Origin of the sequence: Sulfobacillus thermosulfidooxidans DSM 9293 (genome assembly GCF_900176145.1) — a bacterium.
Lineage (GTDB): Bacteria > Bacillota > Sulfobacillia > Sulfobacillales > Sulfobacillaceae > Sulfobacillus > Sulfobacillus thermosulfidooxidans.
On sequence record NZ_FWWY01000001.1, the window covers coordinates 1317558 to 1337418 of the forward strand.

17 protein-coding genes are annotated in these 19861 nt (G+C 51.6%); 15 read left to right on the forward strand and 2 right to left on the reverse strand.

What is annotated here, in order from left to right; all coding sequences use genetic code 11:
- Positions 1 to 137: 137 nt before the first annotated feature.
- Complete coding sequence (locus B8987_RS06825) at positions 138 to 848, reverse strand: EAL domain-containing protein (RefSeq protein WP_176213175.1); 711 nt, start codon at positions 846 to 848, stop codon at positions 138 to 140.
- 308 nt (positions 849 to 1156) lie between these two features.
- Between B8987_RS06825 and B8987_RS06830 the strand changes: the two genes are divergently transcribed.
- The 7 genes from B8987_RS06830 (at position 1157) to B8987_RS06860 (ending at position 7194) form a co-directional block, all read left to right on the forward strand.
- Entirely contained in the window at positions 1157 to 1615 is a 459-nt protein-coding gene (locus B8987_RS06830; RefSeq protein WP_176213176.1) for a response regulator, read from the forward strand.
- Positions 1612 to 3408 carry a flagellar assembly protein A gene (locus tag B8987_RS06835; RefSeq protein ID WP_084661075.1) on the forward strand — a complete coding sequence of 599 codons (1797 nt, stop codon included), beginning with the start codon at positions 1612 to 1614 and terminating at the stop codon, positions 3406 to 3408. The genes B8987_RS06830 and B8987_RS06835 overlap by 4 nt, the downstream gene beginning before the upstream one ends.
- 43 nt (positions 3409 to 3451) lie before the next feature.
- The gene (locus B8987_RS06840) at positions 3452 to 3664 is read left to right on the forward strand and encodes a hypothetical protein (RefSeq protein WP_084661076.1); all 213 of its coding nucleotides are present in this window, start codon (positions 3452 to 3454) and stop codon (positions 3662 to 3664) included.
- Between the two features lie 3 nt (positions 3665 to 3667).
- Complete coding sequence (locus tag B8987_RS06845) at positions 3668 to 4363, forward strand: sensor histidine kinase (RefSeq protein WP_084661077.1); 696 nt, start codon at positions 3668 to 3670, stop codon at positions 4361 to 4363.
- Positions 4360 to 5811: a tetratricopeptide repeat protein gene (locus B8987_RS06850; RefSeq protein ID WP_084661078.1), complete on the forward strand. Its 1452-nt coding sequence runs from the start codon at positions 4360 to 4362 to the stop codon at positions 5809 to 5811. Before B8987_RS06845 ends, B8987_RS06850 begins: the two co-directional genes overlap by 4 nt.
- A gap of 196 nt (positions 5812 to 6007) precedes the next feature.
- Entirely contained in the window at positions 6008 to 6235 is a 228-nt protein-coding gene (locus tag B8987_RS06855; RefSeq protein ID WP_084661079.1) for a type II toxin-antitoxin system Phd/YefM family antitoxin, read from the forward strand.
- A gap of 71 nt (positions 6236 to 6306) precedes the next feature.
- Entirely contained in the window at positions 6307 to 7194 is an 888-nt protein-coding gene (locus tag B8987_RS06860) for an NAD(P)H-binding protein (RefSeq protein ID WP_084661080.1), read from the forward strand.
- Positions 7195 to 7265: 71 nt separating this feature from the next.
- Here the strand turns inward: B8987_RS06860 and B8987_RS06865 are convergent, their stop codons facing one another.
- The gene (locus B8987_RS06865) at positions 7266 to 9584 is read right to left on the reverse strand and encodes an MMPL family transporter (RefSeq protein ID WP_139793480.1); all 2319 of its coding nucleotides are present in this window, start codon (positions 9582 to 9584) and stop codon (positions 7266 to 7268) included.
- 208 nt (positions 9585 to 9792) lie between these two features.
- Between B8987_RS06865 and B8987_RS06870 the strand changes: the two genes are divergently transcribed.
- The 8 genes from B8987_RS06870 (at position 9793) to B8987_RS06905 (ending at position 19817) form a co-directional block, all read left to right on the forward strand.
- A complete protein-coding gene (locus B8987_RS06870; RefSeq protein WP_020375354.1) occupies positions 9793 to 10086 on the forward strand; it encodes a ferritin family protein in 294 nt (97 codons plus the stop codon).
- Between the two features lie 760 nt (positions 10087 to 10846).
- Complete coding sequence (locus tag B8987_RS06875) at positions 10847 to 12268, forward strand: TldD/PmbA family protein (protein ID WP_084661082.1); 1422 nt, start codon at positions 10847 to 10849, stop codon at positions 12266 to 12268.
- Positions 12265 to 13608, forward strand: coding sequence for a TldD/PmbA family protein (locus tag B8987_RS06880; protein WP_084661083.1), 1344 nt, complete (start codon positions 12265 to 12267; stop codon positions 13606 to 13608). Before B8987_RS06875 ends, B8987_RS06880 begins: the two co-directional genes overlap by 4 nt.
- A gap of 195 nt (positions 13609 to 13803) precedes the next feature.
- Complete coding sequence (locus tag B8987_RS06885) at positions 13804 to 15576, forward strand: peptide ABC transporter substrate-binding protein (RefSeq protein ID WP_084661084.1); 1773 nt, start codon at positions 13804 to 13806, stop codon at positions 15574 to 15576.
- A 60-nt stretch (positions 15577 to 15636) separates the two neighbouring features.
- Entirely contained in the window at positions 15637 to 16557 is a 921-nt protein-coding gene (locus B8987_RS06890; RefSeq protein WP_037912864.1) for an ABC transporter permease, read from the forward strand.
- Positions 16554 to 17507, forward strand: coding sequence for an ABC transporter permease (locus tag B8987_RS06895; protein WP_028962515.1), 954 nt, complete (start codon positions 16554 to 16556; stop codon positions 17505 to 17507). Before B8987_RS06890 ends, B8987_RS06895 begins: the two co-directional genes overlap by 4 nt.
- A gap of 103 nt (positions 17508 to 17610) precedes the next feature.
- The gene (gene cuyB / locus B8987_RS06900) at positions 17611 to 18306 is read left to right on the forward strand and encodes a cysteate racemase (protein WP_084661085.1); all 696 of its coding nucleotides are present in this window, start codon (positions 17611 to 17613) and stop codon (positions 18304 to 18306) included.
- A 119-nt stretch (positions 18307 to 18425) separates the two neighbouring features.
- Positions 18426 to 19817 carry a leucyl aminopeptidase family protein gene (locus B8987_RS06905; protein ID WP_084661086.1) on the forward strand — a complete coding sequence of 464 codons (1392 nt, stop codon included), beginning with the start codon at positions 18426 to 18428 and terminating at the stop codon, positions 19815 to 19817.
- Positions 19818 to 19861: the final 44 nt, after the last annotated feature.

Below are 19861 nucleotides of genomic sequence, written 5' to 3' on the forward strand. Positions count from 1 at the left end.
AGAACCTAAAGATGCCGATGGCTATGAATGAGGCCTGACACATTGGTTACCTATGGTTTAAGTTGCTATTTTCTCGTTTGATTACTGACTTCTATGGTGTGTACCAGGATAGACCCTCAGAAATAGACACATTCCACTCATACGTCTATCAGTGAAGCATCTTGCCACGTGGCGGCAGGTTGAGGTTTTCCCATGGCATAACCTTGGACTGCGTCAACCCCTTCAGCTGCTAAGGTTGATAACCAGGCCCGGTCTTCCACTCCTTCGGCTACGACCGTCGCGCCAATAGAATGGGCAGCACGAACCCAAGATTGGAGCGATTGGACATGTCCGCGGTGCCATTGATGCACCATGTTAAGGCTTAGCTTCACCACCTGGGGTTGCAGAGCATACAGTTGGTGTGGTGTAGCATAACCTGTCCCCGCATCGTCCAATGCAAAGGCATAGCCACAGTCTTTTAGTCGCCCAACGATGGTGACGGCGTCGGTTGTCAAGGGATATGTTTCCGTAATTTCCCAGATGATGCGAGCAGGGTCGATGCCATGCTTCCACCGCATGACCCACGACAAGTATGGCGCTCCAATGTTGAGAAACAGTTTTCCCGGAAGTGTCGCTGCATCTTGAATTGCGGCGGTGAGCGCCACTGCGTCTAATTGTTCGACGAGCCCCTGTTCCTCGGCCAACGCCCACACACGGTCCGGCGGACTACCATTCGGAAATCGGGTCAGCGCTTCAAATCCGAGGAACGTTCCATCGACGGTCCAAATGGGTTGAAAAACGGGCTGAATTTGTCTCTCTTCAATGGCCGCGACGAGAGCGGTGCGCCAATTGACGTGTTCGATCATCATTGTTCCCTCCTTGGAACGAGATATCTTCCTTGAATCGTCATCATAGGCATTCGCGATAATCTGAAGAAACCCTTTTTTAATATCGACATTTCGACGCCGAGGTTCGACAAAAAATGGTGATGGAAAAAAGGAGTTTCGATCATGATGCCGAATATCCCACACATCATCGAGATGATGAGGCCAACCGATTCGCACGGGATAGTGGAGACGAGTCATTGACCGGACCGGAAAGAAGCGTGTCTGTTGCGATCGCGGAGATCAGGGCTGCTTTCAATGGGCGAACACACGCGAAAGGGAGGGAGTCGGCAATGGATCACAATGACCGATCAGATACGGGGGCTCCCCGTGTCCTCATCGTGGATGATACCCCTGAAACACGAGATATCTTACGCCACATGGTAACCATCGCTGGAGGCACGGTCGTCGCGACCCTTGATTCGGGATCCCAAGCGGCCGCGGTGATCCAGCAGACCCCTGTTGATCTGGTGTTCTTGGATTATCAAATGGCTGGGTGGTCGGGCCTGACCACGGCTCAGCATTTGCACACCCAGTGGCCCTTACTTCCCCTTGTCATGATTACGGTCATGGCGGATCCGGCGACACGCCAAGCAGCGTTTGATGCCGGGGTCCGTCACTTTCTCGGGAAACCCGTCACGGTGGACGAAATCCGGACCGTTTTGCGGACGGTGAAAGCGACTGCTGCGCGAGGCACACCGGATGAGTGGGCAGCGTGGGTTCGACCTTTTGAAAGCGAGGAGACGCCATGAGCCTGTCTGGGTGGCGCACGGTCTGGACATGGCTCAAGGCTCTCCCCCGAAAAGCGCCGCGAGCAGGGGCTTACCAAGAGCCAGCTCTCCCTGCGCCATCCGGGGATCCGGGAATGGTGTGGATTGATGCGGAGGGTGTCATTCGCGTGCGAAACCCGGGACCGCAAGGGAAAACCTATGCAGTTTTGGAGGTTCCCGAAGATGCCCCTATTACGGTAATGGTCAATGGACAGACCGTTGACGGATTACAGGTGGTAACAGAACAGGATGAAATTCGGTACACCCTGCATGAACAACGTCCCGTTCATGCCTGGACGGTGGAGGTGGATGAGCACGCATTAACGGCCGATGTGGTTGTGCACTATGCGTCCGGCTGGCGTGCACGTTTGCAACCGTGTTTGCCCTGCCCACATCTGGTGCTTCACCCCGAACAGATTCTGTGGGAACCGGAAGACATTCCCGTATCTGCTATTGAGACCGCGCTGAACCAGCGTCATATTGTGGAGGGCCGGCTGCCAGAGGGGGAGCTCGCAGCATTTTTGCAGCAACGCCAATCCGGACGCCTGCAGGTGGCGCGCGGTATTCCGCCGCAACCGGGTGAACCGGCGCCAGTGGCTTGGACTGTGGAAATGGGGTCATCGGACGAATCCCCTCTGCGTGTGGCTGCTGGCACAGTGCTAGGCCGCATTTTGCCTGCGCAACCCGGGAAAATGGGGCGTACGGTTTTTGGGACGCCCATTGCTCCACCAGAGCTACCCCGTCCGGTGCATGCATGGGGAACTGGAGTGATGCATACTGATACCGGGGATCTCGTTGCCCGGCATGCGGGCCGGGTTCGCCGCACCGAGACCGTTCTTGACGTTATCCCAGAAACGGTGTTAACGCAATCGACGGATACCCCTGGTGTTTTACTGGTTACCGGAGATGTTGCTCTTGTGGGTCCATGGCATCATGCTACGATTCTGGCCACAGGACGGGTGCGCAGCACTGATCCGGTCGACCATTGTGTTATTCGTGCTCAAGAGGGCGTGGATCTCTCCGGCCGGCTGACACATAGCCAGGTGTTCATCGGCCCCACGGTCCTGGAGGACCATTTACGAGGGCTTATTGAACAGATCCTTCAGGATGTGGCAAGTCTTGACCGCACGATGCAGGCGCTTCAGGCTCATGCCCCGGTAACGGTGCGCCTCCATTATGGTGCCCTCCTCGTGCAGGTACTCCATGACAAATTTCCCAATTTGCTCTCTGCATTGGATTTGGCCCATAGACTGCTCGCGGTGGTTGACGTGCCCGTGATGATCCGCGATACCCTCGCGACATTGACCCGCCTGACATCGGAAGCCGCCTTACGGCAATACACGGAGTTTACGGAATTGAGGGCATGCCAGGTCCGAATGGACGAAGCATTGGCTCTTTGGACCCCCGGTCCGTGTCCGAATGAGGCGACTACCTCGGAATTGGGTCGTTTACGCGATTGTATTGTGCGGGGAGCGGGAACGCTCGTTATGACAGCCGCAGAGGCTTGCGAAATCGACGGGGCAGATGTTCTGCGCGTTCGCGACAGTATCATCGGAGGATTTTGTCGGATTCGCCACCGCGTGCAGTCTCGACAACTTGGTCATCCTCGTGGAACCGAAACTGTGGTTCAAACGCTGGAGTCTACGGGGGTCGTCGAAGTCGACCACCTCTATCCCGGCACGGTTATTGTGGTTGGAACGCAACGCCACTTCATTCGCAGTGTCTTACAACATGTCGTGGTGGACGGCGATCCGGAACAGGTCGAAATGCTGTAGCGAGGACTTACCAATCATCATACCTGGTTAAGGAGAGGATCATATGCGTATTTGGGGTTGGGTCATTATGGCCGCCATGATTTTCGGCAGTACTGTTCCTACGTATGCCGACGTGGTGCGAAGCGGGTCAGCGACGACGGGAAAACCAGTGTACGCGCAATCAAATCCTGGGAGTCCCCAAGGTCAAACCCACCGGTCATCAACGGGTACGAACAATAAATTTACTCATGACGGTGTAGTGTATGTGTGGGATTAACGAATGACCCCGTATGGGGCAGGACGATTCCCGTCGACGGGCAACGGGGATCGTCGCCCCTTCTCTAGCGCGTTGACGCTGATCGAACATGAACGACAGCGTTTGGCCCGTGACTTGCATGATGGACCCGTTCAATTACTCACCAACTTAAGTATGCGGCTAAGCATGATGAACCGGTTATTGACTGTAGATCCGGAGTTAGCCAGCGAGGAATGGGCCCGGATGAACGAGCGCCTCCGGGAAGCCATCAATTTATTGCGACAAGTGTTGTACGATTTGCAGCCGATTGTGCTGGATGAGGCCGGATTGGCCGGCGGTGTAGACATGCTTGTCCGTCGATGGACCGAGGAGACGGGGATTGCCTGTACGCTGACATGGACGATTCCTGAGGCGTTATGGCCGCTGTCGGCGGATGACAAGATTGGCGTGTTTCGAATTCTGCAAGAAGCGTTGGCTAATATTCACAAGCATGCCCAGGCCACACAGGTAACCTTGACCGCCGAATTGACTTCAGAGGCATTAATCATCACGCTCCGGGACAATGGTCGGGGCTTTGATCCTTCCGCCATGCACCCCGGACACTATGGTCTGAGCACGATGGCGCAACGTGCGGCACTGGTCGGTGCCACATGGCTGCTCGAAACCTCCCCCGGGGCGGGCACGGTTTGCCGCTTGCGGTGGGAGCGTCCCACGCTATGACGGCTGATGAGGCCCTGGCCCGTGGCGAGCAATGGTTTGCCCACGGCTGGATGGATGCAGCGAGCGAATTTTGGCAGCAGGTTGTGGCCATGGATAGCGGTGCGGTCCAACAGGCCGTGGCTTGGGATAATCTCGGCAAGGTCGCGGCCCGCCGCGGCCGGTGGGAGGACGCCGCCGATGCTTTTCAAAGGGCGCTGGCAATACTCCCCAGTGGCTACCCGGAAGGGCGCTTGCGGATTGCCATGCACCAGGCTCTGATATGGACGCAAACTGGCCAAACTGATCTCGCATATCGCCAATTATGGCGTCTCACGCATGAGGCGACAACAGTGTCCCCGCGCCTTCGCACGTTATTGGGACTCAACCTCGCGGCGGTCCAAATTGATTACGATTATTATAGTCAGGCCATTGCCACCCTGAATTCGGTGGCGCAACACTGGAGGCCGGATGATCAGGATCGATACGGCTATTTTTGGCATACCAATTTGGGCGTCTGCCATGTGGCCTTGCGTCAATGGGATGACGCAAACCGTCATCTTGAGGCGGCTTTGGCGTGTGCACCTAGTACCGATCGTCAAGGACCTGTATGGGTGGAGCGAGCATTGGCGGCTTTTTACCGGGGGGATGTCCTAGCCAGCATAGCTGATGCCCAGCGCGCCTTGCAGATCATGTGGGACCACTGGCTAACGCTCGAACCTGCTGAATTAGCCCGACTTAGCGTCGTCTTTGCGCGTACTGCGGACACGCTGGGAGAATCTATGCTGGCACGGCGTTTTGAAGATGTAGCCCATACGCTTTATGGGCAATTGGGACGATGGCAAGCTTGGAGACGAGTCCATAGCGTTGAGTTTGTTCCACGGGAAGTCGTGCTTCCTTCCGACCATACGGCGTTGGTCGCGGATTTGCGGCGGGCTGTGCAGTGGATTGAAACCTTGTTCGCATTGGATATTGTGTGGCCACAAGCGAGCTACATCGCCGAAGTTCGGAATCATGCAGCGCAAGCCTTGGCTGAGCATGAACAGTGGTCTGCCGACCAACGAGGGGCTTTAGCGACAGCCTGCCGTCTTGCAGATTTTGGACTGACAGCAATCGATCCTCTCGCGCGGGACAACCCGCATCGGTCGCCAGCCGCCTGGCAGCAATATCGACAACACCCGTGGCTTAGTTGTCAATTGTTGGCACCGTTGGGCTTGAATCAAGACGTGCTGGACACGATTGCCTATCACCACGAACAACCCGACGGAAAAGGGTTTCCAACGGGGCGCACGGCCACCGATATTCCTGCGGCGGCAGCGATTTATGCCGTGGCGGATGTATATGCCCAAGGGACATTGGTGACCGGGCATACACCAACATGGGAGCGGATTCAATCGCTGGCGGGAACGCAATTAGACTCTCATTGGGTTTCGGTACTCGAACGTATTTTTGCATCGTTTGCAAACCCGTAGTGCCGGTTTTTCCGGAAGATTTCATCGGATCCTCGGTCCGCACTGTGCGGTTCCAATTGGGTATGGTTTTGCACTTTGATACCAAATCACGACATGTTCACGAAAACTCATTACACTATTATGAGAATAATCTCAACACATTTTGTGAGATGATGGAGGTAGGGGAAGTACAAATTGTTTGGGAGGATTTGAATCTATGATTTCGATTAAGAGTCTAGTGGAAGAATTGCAGCATCGTCGGCCAGATTTTCTTAAACGGTTAGCTAAGCAGCCGTTAGTCATCGAAGATGATGGTCATTACGTTGCGGTCTTGCTCTCCTATCAAGAATGGCAGAAAATCCAGCGGATGCAAGATGAATTGTGGAAAGCACAGACTGCGGAAGCTGCCTGTGAAGGCCCGCTTATTGAAGATGACAAAAAATAGCTGGGTCAAAAAAGCGTCGCAATAAAGATTCGAGCAAGGGTCATCACGTCACAAAAGGATGAGTCTGACCAATGAATATTGTTGTGCTGGGTGCAAGCGGACGAATTGGTCGAGCAATTCTTCAGGAATTTAATGATCAGAGCTCAGTGCTTACCGCGGTCAGCCGTTTTGTGAAACAATCATCACCGGTACATTCCCAAATCCGGTGGGTGTCTTTGGATCCCCACGATGTATCCGGTCATCATGCCCTGTTTCTAAATGCAGACATTGTCATTGATGCGCGCAATCAGCGCTATGATGACTGGAGTGGTTATCCCGCCATGATTGATGCAACATTGGCGGCCTTAGAAACCACAAAAGCCCATTATGTATATATTGATAACATCTATGTATATGGACGGCCCGCTTCATCGTCTCGGGTTGCAGAAGACATTGTCCGTCACCCCATTAGTGTTAAAGGGAAGATTCGCCTAGACATTGAAAATCGTCTTCGCGATTTAATGGCGCAAGGACAACCCATCATGATTGTACGCTTTCCTGATTTTTACGACATTAGCACAGATCCTTTGCCGCGATTTCTCCGCTGGTTTGGTCCTCCGCATTTGCCCCATCAATTTATCTCGACACGGGACGGGGCTCAAGCTCTTTATCGTCTGGTTATGGATCCGGATGCATACCGAAAAATTTGGCATGTGGCCGGAGATGAGCCCATTACTGGCCTCGGCCTTCAAAAAATTGCCCAGGAGATTTTAGGCCGCAAGCTGCCTCTTTGGGTCTTCGGCCCTCGCCTTGTCAAATTATTAGGATTCGTTAATGCGCCGGCGCGCGGTCTTCAAGAAACGCAATATTTGTGGCAGTATCCTGTGATATTGAATACGGACAAATTTGTTAACCGGTATGGATCGGCATTTATTCATTCGCATCAGGCCGTGATTAGAGAACTTCTTAACAGGCAATGAGGGACATGAACTGCCTGGACAGGTCCTCAAATAGAAACCGTCACCGGGGCGGGGAATCTTCTCACAGATCTTTAATGGGTGCGCGGAATAGACCAACTGGGAATTGGATGGGGGATAATCGTGGTGTGCCTGATACTGGCGACTAATAAGGACGCGAGTACGATGACTGTGGAAAACACCACAAGCTTGGCAATGAGGTGATTGATATTGTTCCACTGAAAAAATTCGGGGGAAAAGGATGGCCAAGGTTCATAAATGAGCATCAATGTGGTGGGAATCAGCAAGGAGCGGACAATGAGTGTATCGACCAAGAGACTCACCCCAATAATTAAACCCGTTAACTGCAAAAAGGGTACGGGCGTCATCATCAGTGTGAAAAATGTTGTGGCGATAATGATGCCGGCTCCCGTAATACTGCCTCCCGTCTCATGAAGTGCTTTACCGATAGAAAACCTGGTGATTTCCGATCCGATATCATGAACAAGAAGTATTTCATAATCGAGGGATAAGGCCATAAGAAGACTGACGACAACAATAATCATCGGAAAGAGTAAAATGGATTGTGATAAAAGGGCCCAGTGCTGCGCAATACGCAAACCGGCTAGCAAAATGGTCAAATCAAACGCTGAGGCTAATAGACCTGCCAGCCAGCCTTTGGTCAGATACTTCATCGCCACCACCGTACCCAAAATTCCCAGAGCCAACACGCCGATTATTCCGTGGACCAATCCCGTATTGGCAGTAGCGGTATAGGCATGATTTCCGCCGCTGATGCCAAATTGCCATGGGGTGGGTAAGTGCTCCTTTAAGACGTCAATTAGCGAGGAACGGGGAAGTGGGGAAGGGCCGTTGATGGCAATGAGAATGACATGTTGCTTCGAGTTTATGAGACCCGCGAGAGGAGATGATCCTGGAGAAATGTTATGAGCCTCTTTTGCCAAAACTTGTGGAGACGCGAACGAAGTCGGGCTGGAGAAATGATCATGCGGAGCTTTGCGGGAAACTAGTGTTGTAATATTTGCTATCGTCTGCCAAGTACTAACGGCATTAAACGAACTGGTGGGTTGAATGACAATAGCATCTTGAACATTTTTCCTCGGTGGTGGGGAGGTGAGTTTTAGGGCTTGATATAGAGCACTATGTTGCGGCAACAGTTCGAGGGAATTGACCGGCGTCGTGAGCGTAAATGGCGGATAGGGTTTGGCTAATGCGAAAATTGTGATGGCCATTAAGGCGAGAAGGATCCCTTGAGGAGCTTTTTGTAAAATGGCCTGTAAAGTCTCGTAAGCATGATCGAGTCCGTCGGAAAGGGATGTTTTCCATGATGCCCAGGAAATTAGCGCGGGCCATGACGCTAATAAAGGATATGTCACCCAGCGGATAGTCAGATATGTGACGAGCACAGCAATCCATGCGCTCATTACAAGAGAAATACTCAAAGAATGCGGAAGAAATAACAGACCGCTCAAAACCGCAATCAATACGGTAGCGGATAGGGAGATGGCTCCTAACACACGGCGACGGGTTCTGGCGTCGGCTTGTTGTTTAGCTTCTGATGGGGATAATCCTTGCTTGTTTGCGATGAAATACTCACGACGAAATCGTAAACTTAAAAACACACTATAATCGATGCTCAAACCCAACGTTAAGAGTTCCACAATGTTTACGGAGAATTCCGATAAATGTCCATGAATAGTGAAGAGCACCATGAATGCGGATGCATATAGTGTCGCTAATGCCCCGCCAATTAAAGACAACAACGTGAGGGGTAAGGAACCCAAAATTGCCATCAGTAATAGGGCTGCAAGTCCTAACGCATCCACTTCGGTGGTGGATAAACTGTGCTCGACGGCATGATTTAGCCAACGGTTGGCGGTATTAGCGTTGAGCACGGTAGGGTCATCTTGGGAAGGTAGATGCACAATCCATTGCGTGGCAGCCAAGGCATATTGCGGATGCACAATCTGGATCAAGGTCGCACCATCAGTTAAAGCATAAAACTTTAGATTGGCAACTGGGATAGCACCATGTGTATTGTGCCATTGCTCTAGCAGCTGAGTTTTTGATGCTGTTACTAACCAACTGCTGGCTTGATCATAATTCAGGGGTCCTGCGTCTACCCCTTGGGCGGCGATGGCGCTTAAATGATCGGCCCATAGCAAAGAATTTTGAGAACTGAGTAATTGACTGCTCTGAGTATGGCTTCCTAACTGCCTCGCGGCGGGCCACAACCAAACTGCCAACAAACAAGCCAAGACAAAGACCAATGGCGCTCGGAGAAAGCGAAGCGGACCAAATAGTTGCGAAATCCCGATAAACAAAATGAGCCCAAGCAATATAAAACTGATGTCTATTGCCAAGATACTCGAATGTGCACCTGTAAGATGCAAGGTAATGCCCCATAAATGGATCGTTGGGATCAAATCGCGGAAAGGTTTCGTTCTGGGTTCTCCCTTCGTTTTCCTCGCATAACTATTTTGACAATCCAGGCTAATAGGTCTTCTGACAACGTATAGGATGACTATTTTAGTGATATAATAACAAAATATTCCAATGTGAGAGTGGTTGACTCTATATTAATTAAATGGGAGGCGTATTATGGCTCACGAAGGCTTACACGAAGATCCTCAGGTTCTCAGTTCGGCAGTGCTTAACCAACATCGGGCGATTCTCTCTTTAATGGAAGAACTGGAGGCAATCGATTGGTACGCACAGCGCGCTGCCGCGTGTGATGATGGGGAACTTCAAGCAATTCTACTTCACAATATGAATGACGAAATGGAACATGCCGCCATGCTTATGGAATGGTTGCGGCGGACGATGCCTCATTTCGATAAAGAAATGAAGAAATTTTTATTCACAAAAGAACCTATTGCGGTACGTGGTGACTGATCAATTCATGGCATCCTGTATTGCGATTTGCCACGGCCCCATTTAAAGGACTAAATTTTTGCGTACAGGGTTCGCACAGGAATTTTAGGAGAGTCAAGATCTGGGCTTGGACCATAGCACTTGGCAAAGTATTTCCAGATCATTTTGAGCTCATCATCAGACTGTCTCGGAGCTTCTGTCGTGGTGAAAATATCACTGTCCCATGAAATCAACTTTCATTGTTCGGCTAATTACTAGGGTGCTCTATCGAATAGCAGAGTGCCCTGTTTTTGATGAGCAAAAGAGCTCTCTTTGCCCAAAATGCACAAAACATCTCAAAATGTTTTTGGCATGTCCCCAGCGCAACAATGAACGATACGACCATCGAATCCCGGTCATTGTCCGTAGTCTTCACCTCACGAATATTACCATCCTATTATGAATGTTGTTCCGAATCTTTGGGATCATATGGAGTCAGGGCTTGTCGATCCTAGAGTCTTAGAATACGGTAGTCAGCTCCCTTTGCGCTATGGCAACCTCCCAATCCTGTATCAAGTATTCAACGATACGATAAGCAATAACTGACCGTTTCAGTTAATTCGCATTTCCGCCACCAGATGTCCCTATATCTCTAATATTTGTCGCTAGCTTTCTTTGGCATAAACAAAATTCGATAAAAAAGCAATCCTGATAAATTTGGACACATTGACATTGCGAAGCGAGAATTTTGCGCTAATATTGATTAAATCAAGACTCTTACTATCAAAGGGGTGAACATCTGGTGTGGGACCGAGAGTCTCTTGACGAGAGCATTTTGAGTTCACTGCGTGCATTGGTGGCATCTCAAGAAGATGTTGACTATATCGAAATACGTCTCGAATATAACGAATCCACAAATCTCGAGACGTTAAATGATCATGTGCGCCACCAAGCCCATGTGGTGGAAATAGGGGGCAATGTTCGCGTATTTCATCAAGGGGCAGTAGGATTTGTCCATTTTGACGGATGGGATGACTTGCCTCGCCATATCAACGATGCGAAACTGCTTGCCAAATGGGAAAATTCGTCCAGTTTCCCCTGGGGATCTCAAGACTCGCCGGCCCCAGCCGATCCTGTCTATTCGGTTCAGCGATTGGTGACCTTAGAAAACCCGCTTAAGGTGCCTTTGGAAGACAAAATTCATCTCTTATTAGGTTATGCCGAACTGGCCCATATAACGCATCCTTTGGTGAAATCTGTCACCGGGCGTTATTTTGACCGGTACCGCCACTTGTGGTTTGCCGATAACCGGGGCAGTGCCATCGAGCAAGAGAAACTGGATCTGGGCGGTAACATCGTGGTCATGGCGCGGAATTCAAACGGGACCGCACAACGCGGGGTGTCTTTTGGATCATCGAACGATTTCGGGGTATTACGCAATTTGGACGATCAAATTAAAGACGCGGCCAGGTCAGCGGTGGCGTTATTGGATGCGCCTGAAGTGGAAGGCGGGGAATATACCGTTGTGGTCGACCCGTATCTTGCCGGGGTCTTCGCGCATGAAGCATTTGGCCACTTGAGTGAAGCCGATGGCCAAGTGGGAGACGAAGGACTGTTGGAACAGATGGTCTTGGGTCGAAAATTCGGACCACCCAATCTCCATATTTATGACACGGGCAAGGATATGGGAAGCCGGGGCTATCTGCCTTTTGACGATGAGGGCGTGCCGGCACAAGATGTTGATTTGATTAAAGACGGAGTTCTTGTGGGTCGGTTGCATTCTCGAGAAACAGCGGCCCACTTGGGGGAACGGCCAACAGGAAATGCGCGGGCTTTGCATTACCGTTTTCCGCCTATTGTGCGCATGCGCAATACCGTCATTGCTCCTGGAGATACGGCCTTTGCGGATCTTTTTCAGGGTATCAAGCGAGGCATCTATGCCAAAGGAACCCATGGGGGACAGACCAATGGGGAACTCTTCACGTTTTTAGCCGCAGAAGCCTATCTCATTGAGGACGGGAAAATTACACGGCCTGTCCGAAATGCCGTGCTGACCGGCAATGTGTTTAGTACACTTCAGCAAATTACCGCGATTGGCAATGATTTTACCCGCTATGAAGGCGGGGGAGGATGTGGTAAGGCAGGGCAAATGCCGTTGCCGGTGAGTCATCATGCGCCATCTCTGCGGATTGAACGGTGTGTGGTAGGAGGTCGGGGACGATGATAGACAAGCTGACAGCGAAAGAAGACCATGGCGGTCCCTTATCGTGGAATGCGGGGGAAGTAGGAGACGGCGCGAAAATAAAGCGGTCGACATGGACTGTCGAAATCAAGCGGGGACAGAATCCTTTCGTTCAGCATGGCACAGAACAGGTTCGTGCGGTACGTGTTATAGACCACGGTCGGCTGGGGTACGCCACCTCGAGAACTCAACCTTGGGCACAACTTAAAGAGGAAGCCTATGCAGCTACCCCGTTTGGTCCAGAAACTTATATGGATGAACCTGTGTTGGAGGAAAACGAATCTGAGCCTGTGAGTTCTCAATGGGATCCCTCTTTGATGCCCTCCATGATGGCTGCAGCCAAGACGTTATACCACAAGCTAGAAGACGTGGATCCGCGGTTTCGTCCCACTGTGTCCATATCCTATGAGGAAATCGAAACGCACCTTAGCAATTCGTTAGGAGGGCACGTGGCCTTTATCCGGGGATATTGGGCGATATCCGCTGGGGGCCGCCTGGTTACCGATACAGATTTTCACGCCATCAGTGAGACGCGCCTTGGGCCGAGTGCATTGTCCCAGGCTTCCGAGTTAGGAGATATGGTGGTTGAACGTTTTAAGATGGGACAACCCATTCGTTCTGTAACCCCTGGACGCTATCCCGTCGTATTCCTGCCGCCGGTGGTGATGAATCTTTTAACCCCCGTCTTGACACGGTTGTCCGGTCCGAGCCTTTTGGCTGGGAGTTCGCCGTGGGATGATCAAGCGGGAAAGCCCGTTCTTTCGCCGTTATTCACCCTCATTAGCGATCCGACGATTCCTGGTGCCCCGCGTACGGGCCGGTGGGATGATGAGGGAACCGTAACCCAACGCACTCCATTAGTTGAGAAAGGGATCTTACAGCACTTCATTCTCGACCGTGACAGCGCGAGACGACGAGGTCAGGAACCTCAGGGGATGGGCTTTCGGCGAACTCCAGGTACGCTACCTGCGGCACTGCCAGCCAATTTGGTCCTCTCTCCAGGAACGGGGGAATTAGCCGAGTGGGGAGCACGCTTTCCTTTTCTGCTGATTTTAGGGGGGTGGATTGGTGCGCGGCCAACTAATCCTATTCGGGGCGATATCGCGGGCAATGCGAGTGAGCTCTATGTCATGGAAAACGGCGTGATCACCGGCCGTGCCAAAAATGTCGTGGTCAGCCTCAATGCTCTGGACGCATTAAGCCATCAATTATTAGACATTGGCCAAGATAGCCACTGGGTTCCCCAAGGAATGATGACGGTGGCCCCGGGTTTGTTGCCTCCTGTCTTGATTGATGCCGTGGATATTCAAGTCCGGCGATAACAAGATCAGTCAGAATATTGGGACACAAATCGCCAAAACTTTTAAATTTCATGGCCCCCGTCTGAACAGTTCTTCGTTTCCAGCTAATTTGCCTTAGTGAGAAAACATTTTTCATGACGGCATCCATGACAACGAACCCATCAGGGTAAAAGGAAACTAATTAATCTAACTGATCTAGAGGAGGAATTTTTGAGGATGAAAAATAACCGTCGTCACATGTCTTTATGGGGTGCAGGAACGGTAATGGCGCTTGCCCCACTGCTGTTAGCCGGGTGCGGATCATCGAGCACCAATGCGTCGTCATCACCGTCTTCAACGAGTAGTAGTCCCCCTGCGGCTTCGGCCACGACCACAGCATTAAAACCTGTCAAGGGCGGAACGATTATTCAGGCGCTTGGTCCTTTGGTCTCTATTAACTGGTATCTTCCGCTGAGGCCTGTCGCCTATAACAGTTTATATGATGCGTGGGCGGCCAGTTTGATGTATAAAGGCTTGTTCCACATCGCTCCCAATGGGAAAATTGATTTTTCTCGGAGTATAGCGAGCTCGATCACCTGGAATAAATCCGGCACCGTATACACGGTGAAAATGAATCCGAAATGGCACTGGTCCGATGGAACCCCCGTTACGGCCAATGACGTGGCCTTCACCTGGAAGCTCATTCAGGCCGCCAGTGCTCCGAATGCTCCAGCTCCTTGGCCCTATGCGGGAGCCGACTCAGGCGGTGTACCCCAGTTGATTAAGAGTTTTCGGGTTTTAAATTCTCACGAGTTTCAAATTACCTTGACACAGCCCGTTAACCAGATGTGGTTTGAGTATGATGGGCTCAGTGATTTTATGCCCCTTCCCGAACAAGCCTGGAACCGCTATCCCAACAATGTCGACCAGGAACTCAGTTATTTAGCTAGTAACGGCACCAATGTCAATTTCTTTAAGGTCGTGGACGGGCCATTTCGCTTGACAAACGCCATTCAGAACGTATCTTGGACCTTCACGCCGAATGCGCATTATGATGGACATAAGCCTTACATCAACAAATTTGTCTTGGCTTATGAAACCTCAGAGACGTCCGAGGTCAATGGCCTGCAAACGGGTACCGTCCAAGTCGGTTATCTTCCCCTGTCCATGTATGACAAGAGAAACGAGTTAACCAACGACACCTTAGTCCCGTCTTATGGCTACAGCATTGCGCGGACCATCTTGAATTTTAGGAGTCCTTCCGTGGGCAGTATCCTTCGGCAATTACCCGTTCGCCAGGCTATGCAAATGGGGATCGACCAACAGGCCATTATTGATGCCCTATATAATGGCATGGGCGTTCCCGGTACAGGTCCCGTTCCCTTACATCCCAAGACATTCTTGGCGCCACAGCTCATCCACCCGCTGTATAACTACAACATTCCCGCCGCGATTCACTTGTTGGAGAAAAATGGGTGGCATATGGTCAATGGTGTGATGACGAATAACAAAGGTCAAAAGCTGGAGTTCAACGTGGAATATGATGCGGGCAGTAGTACGACGCTCGCTATGGTACAAATTCTGCAACAAGACTGGGCGAAGGAAGGCATAAAGGTGTCGTTGACCCCCTTGCCCTTTGCGACCATGTTGCAATATCAACATCAACCGACCAAATGGGAAATCCAAACGGGTCTTGGGTGGAGCTATGGAGGGAGTTACCCAACAGGCGGAGGAATGTATGAAACAAATGGCGGCTACAACTTCTATGGCTATTCCAACCCGACGATGAACACTTTAATTGCGGCGACACATGCCCCGCAACCCTCTGCTGCAGCATCGCAAAAGGCGTTAGATGCCTACGAACTCTTTGCCGCAAAACACCTGCCTAATCTCTGGATGCCGGTACCAGAAGGACTATCCGAAGTGGCCAAGAATGTGCATGGGGTGCGGTCATCGGCCAACCACTTTACCGATTCTATCTCACCGCAATATTGGTGGATCAGTCCGTAAGCGGGAATCAGCTCCAAAGCTTAAGCGTCTTAAAGCGTCACAGAAAGGAGGGATTTGACAATGTCTGTGACATATTCCGAAGTTGCAATCGAAACGCAAGAAGAGGAATGGGAGCATCCTGGACCGTCTCGGTTTCGGCGCATTTTTTGGCACCATCCCTTGGCCTGGATGGGCATTATCGGGCTCGTGATTCTTGTCGGCTTCTCCTTTGTCGGCCCTTTGATTTACCGGGCGAATCCTTATACGCTGCATCTCACCGCAATCTTAAAGCCGCCATCGGCCGAGTTTCCTCTTGGCACTAACAATCTCGGACGAAACATGCTGGCGCGGTTGATGTTAGGAGGGCAGATGTCCCTGGAAGTGGGATTTGCCGCCGCGATTTCAGCCATGGGGATCGGGATTATCTATGGCATGGTGGCCGGATATGTGGGAGGTTGGCTGGATGCGATCATGATGCGGCTGGTGGATTTGCTGCGTGCCATTCCGGGTCTTTTCCTTCTGATCTTTCTGGATTCTTTGGTCACCCCAAGTGCCGGGCTTTTGGTGGTATTGATTGCACTGACCTCGTGGCACGGTGTCAGTCGCCTCGTGCGGGCAGAAGTCTTGTCTTTAAAACATCGTCTCTATGTCGAAGCCTCGCGTGCTATGGGAGGGAGCCTCGGACACATTGCCCTGCGCCATTTGTTCCCCAACATTTTAGGCACGGTCATTGTGGCGACGACATTTATGGTGGCCGATTCAGTGCTCGTTATTGCCTCTTTGAGCTTTTTAGGCATGGGCTTGCCTCCGCCTACACCAAATTGGGGCGCTATGCTGGCGGATGCCATGACCTATTTGCCCCAACACACCTGGTGGTTGATTTATCCACCCGGACTGGCCGTGTTATGGACGGTACTGTCCATCAGTTTTATCGGGGATGCATTTCGGGCGGCTTTGGATACCCGAATGGATGCAAAAGTGCGAGGAGGTGGTTCCGAATGATGCGATACAGTCTGGAACGGGTCTTGCAGGCTGTACCGACGTTACTTCTGCTATCGATCATTAGTTTTGTGCTGATTCACGTGGTTCCCGGTGGCCCGGCCGTGATGATGCTGGGCGACAAGGCCACCCCGGCCTTGATTGCCCAGATCAATCGATCATTGGGACTGAATAAGCCGTTGTGGATGCAGTATGTGATTTGGTTAGGGCAGTTATTGCGAGGCCATCTCGGCTATGCGTACACCTATCACCAGAGTGTCGTGAGCCTTATTCTTACTAACCTGCCCCGTACCCTCATTCTGGTGGTGACAGCCATTGCCATTTCCCATGTATTAGCCGTGATTGTCGGAATTTATCAGGCCGTGCATCGCGATCAAGTCATAGACCACATTTTAACCGCGCTGTTGTACTTCTTGTACGCGATGCCGACATTTTGGCTGGGAGTCCTGATGGTGTCCACCTTTTCGATTACGCTGGGATGGTTTCCTTCGGGAGGACTCTACAACCCCTTGTTAACGCATCCGACCGTGGGCTCCTACCTAGATCATATGGTCTTGCCTGCGACGGTCTTGATCATTGGTTCGGTCGCCGGATGGGGTCGTTACATGCGCTCAACCATGGCCGAGACGCTCGTCCAAGACTATATTCGCACCGCACGAGCCAAGGGTCTTAGCGAACGGGCCGTGTTGGTTCATCACGCCTTAAAAAATTCCCTGCTGCCGCTCATTACCCTTGTGGGCATGTCCTTACCCAGCCTCTTTAGTGGGGCGTTGATTATTGAAATTATTTTTGATTACCCCGGTATGGGCTTATTATTCTGGAACGCGGCCCAACAGCGGGACTATCCGATCTTGTTAGGAATTGTCATGATGGTGGGTGTGTTGACCATATTAGGCAACCTTTTGGCCGATATTCTGTATGCGGTGGTTGATCCCCGGATTCAATATCACTAGTCTCTTCAAAAATCTATGCGTACCGGGGATGTGTCCCAAGACGTCGGCTGTTCATCCCCGGTGACGCATCTTGTAACTTTATTGCTGTAAGGAGTACACCGGGATGACAAAAACGTTGGGAATTTTAGCGGGTCTTGGCCCTTTGGCAGGGGCTCATTTTTATCGCCGGGTTATCGAATTGACTCCCGCTGTGAACGATCATGAGCATCTTTCCGTGGTATTAATTGCGGAAAATTCGATTCCAAGTCGCCTCGATCATTTGATCGGGCAGGGTCCTTCGCCTCTGCCAAGCTTGATTGAGGCAGCACAGCGGTTAATCACGGCAGGGGCTGAGATTCTGGCGATTCCCTCGACTACTACGCATGCCTATTACCAGGAGATTGCTACGAGTGTACCGGTTTCCGTGTTAAATCTCATCGAACTGGTAGCCCGGGATATTGCTCGATCATCCTCTCGCCGGGTAGGCATCATCGCGACCACGCCGACATGTACCTTGGGACTCTATGACCAGGCTCTAGCACAACGGGGAATTACCGCTGTGTATCCTGATTCACAAACTCAAGACGAAATTATGGCGGTGATTAGGGGTGTTAAAGCCGAGGGCAACCGTCCACAGTGGGGAGAACGCCTCGAAGAGGCTATGGCAAAAGCGTGGGCACGGGAAACGGACGGTATGCTGTTAGCTTGCACAGAAACTTCTGTTGTCTTTGCCGGTATTTCGCATCCCCGCTTTCCTGGCCCTCTTTTTAATGCCACAGATATTTTGGCCCGTGCGGCGATTGCCGCTTGTCAAGGATGATCGCTCACAATGACAAAAAACCGGGGATTTAACTCCCTTTTATTGGGCATGCCGTGACCATGCCAAGCTCTATGCTAAAGCGTTTATTACCCATTTGAACCTGGAAAAGGAGAATCGTCATGAGAACATGGATTGTGACAGATAATCTACTTGAAAAACCCCCCGTATGGATTGTGCCCCGGGAGTTATGGGACGGTGCCCAAATCTTCTTTGGTCTAAATGCCAACAGCCTTCCCGTGCTGCCGCAAGGAGCTCCTGTGATCACCTGTGGGACCCAGGGCGCTATCATCGTAGTTGATACACCTCCGGTTCGGCAAAAGCGCTACCGGGCCTATAGTGAGGCTGCGCGTTTGGCTGAAAAACAAGGGGCCCCGGTGGTGGGTGTTTATATTAGAGGACTCGATGAGACGATATTACCCTCTGTGATTTTTGGTCTTGAGCAAGGATTTTATCATTATCAAGGCCAACAGGATACGGTAGAACGGGTGAGCGTGGTTGCAGAGGCCAAGGTGATGGACCGCATCCGGTATTTAACCCGTATTGCCGGGGCGCAGTCATGGGTTAGGGAATGGGTGAACACTCCGGCGAACGAAAAGCCCCCGCACCATTTAGCCGAGGAATATCAAAAGGGGGCACCGGATACCATTTCCTATCATCTTTATACGCAAGACGATTTGAAGGATTTAGGGGCCGGAGGAATTCTTGCTGTCGGGTCAGGGAGCACACGACCTCCTGTACTCCTTAAAGGATACTATCAAGGCAATGGCGATGGGCCTTGGCTTGCGTTGGTGGGAAAGGGCATTGTGTTTGATAGCGGAGGCATTTCGTTGAAAGCGCGGGAGGGGATGGGACGCATGAAAGGCGACATGGCGGGATCGGCGGCCGTCATGGCAGCCTTGCGGGTTGTTGCGGAGAACCAGTGGCCGGTTAACATTACAGCATGGGCTCCGTTAGCGGAAAATTTACCAGATGGTGCAGCCTATCGCCCTGGCGATGTGATCAAGATGCTGGATAATACACGCGTTGAGATTATTTCGACAGATGCAGAAGGGCGCCTGGTTTTGGCGGATGCGGTGACGATGGCAATCCGGGACGGTGCATCCTTAGTTGTGGATATGGCAACGTTGACCGGTTCCAATGTTGTGGCCTTAGGAGGGGTCCGTGCAACTTTGATCGGCAATGACGACTCATTGGCAAAAGTGGTGATGGAATCCGCTCAGGATATGGAGGAACCGGTCTGGGAGATGCCACATGACCAGGAATATGCCCTGATGAACCATAGCGGGATTGCCGATTTGAAAAACAGCGGAGGCCGGGCAGGAGGAACCATTTCTGCAGGGTTGTTTATTGGTCATTTTGCCGCTAACGTGCCGTGGGCCCATGTCGATATCGCAGGTCTTGCGTATAACGAAAGTGAATCCGGTTTAGGGGCGACCGGTTATGGGGTGGCGCTATTAGTGGAGCTTTGCCGACGTTGGGCGACTAAGTCTCAAGAGAAATCTTTGCGATGAGATGACGCCAGTAAAGAGGTTTCGGTGGATACGCACGGGAAAAG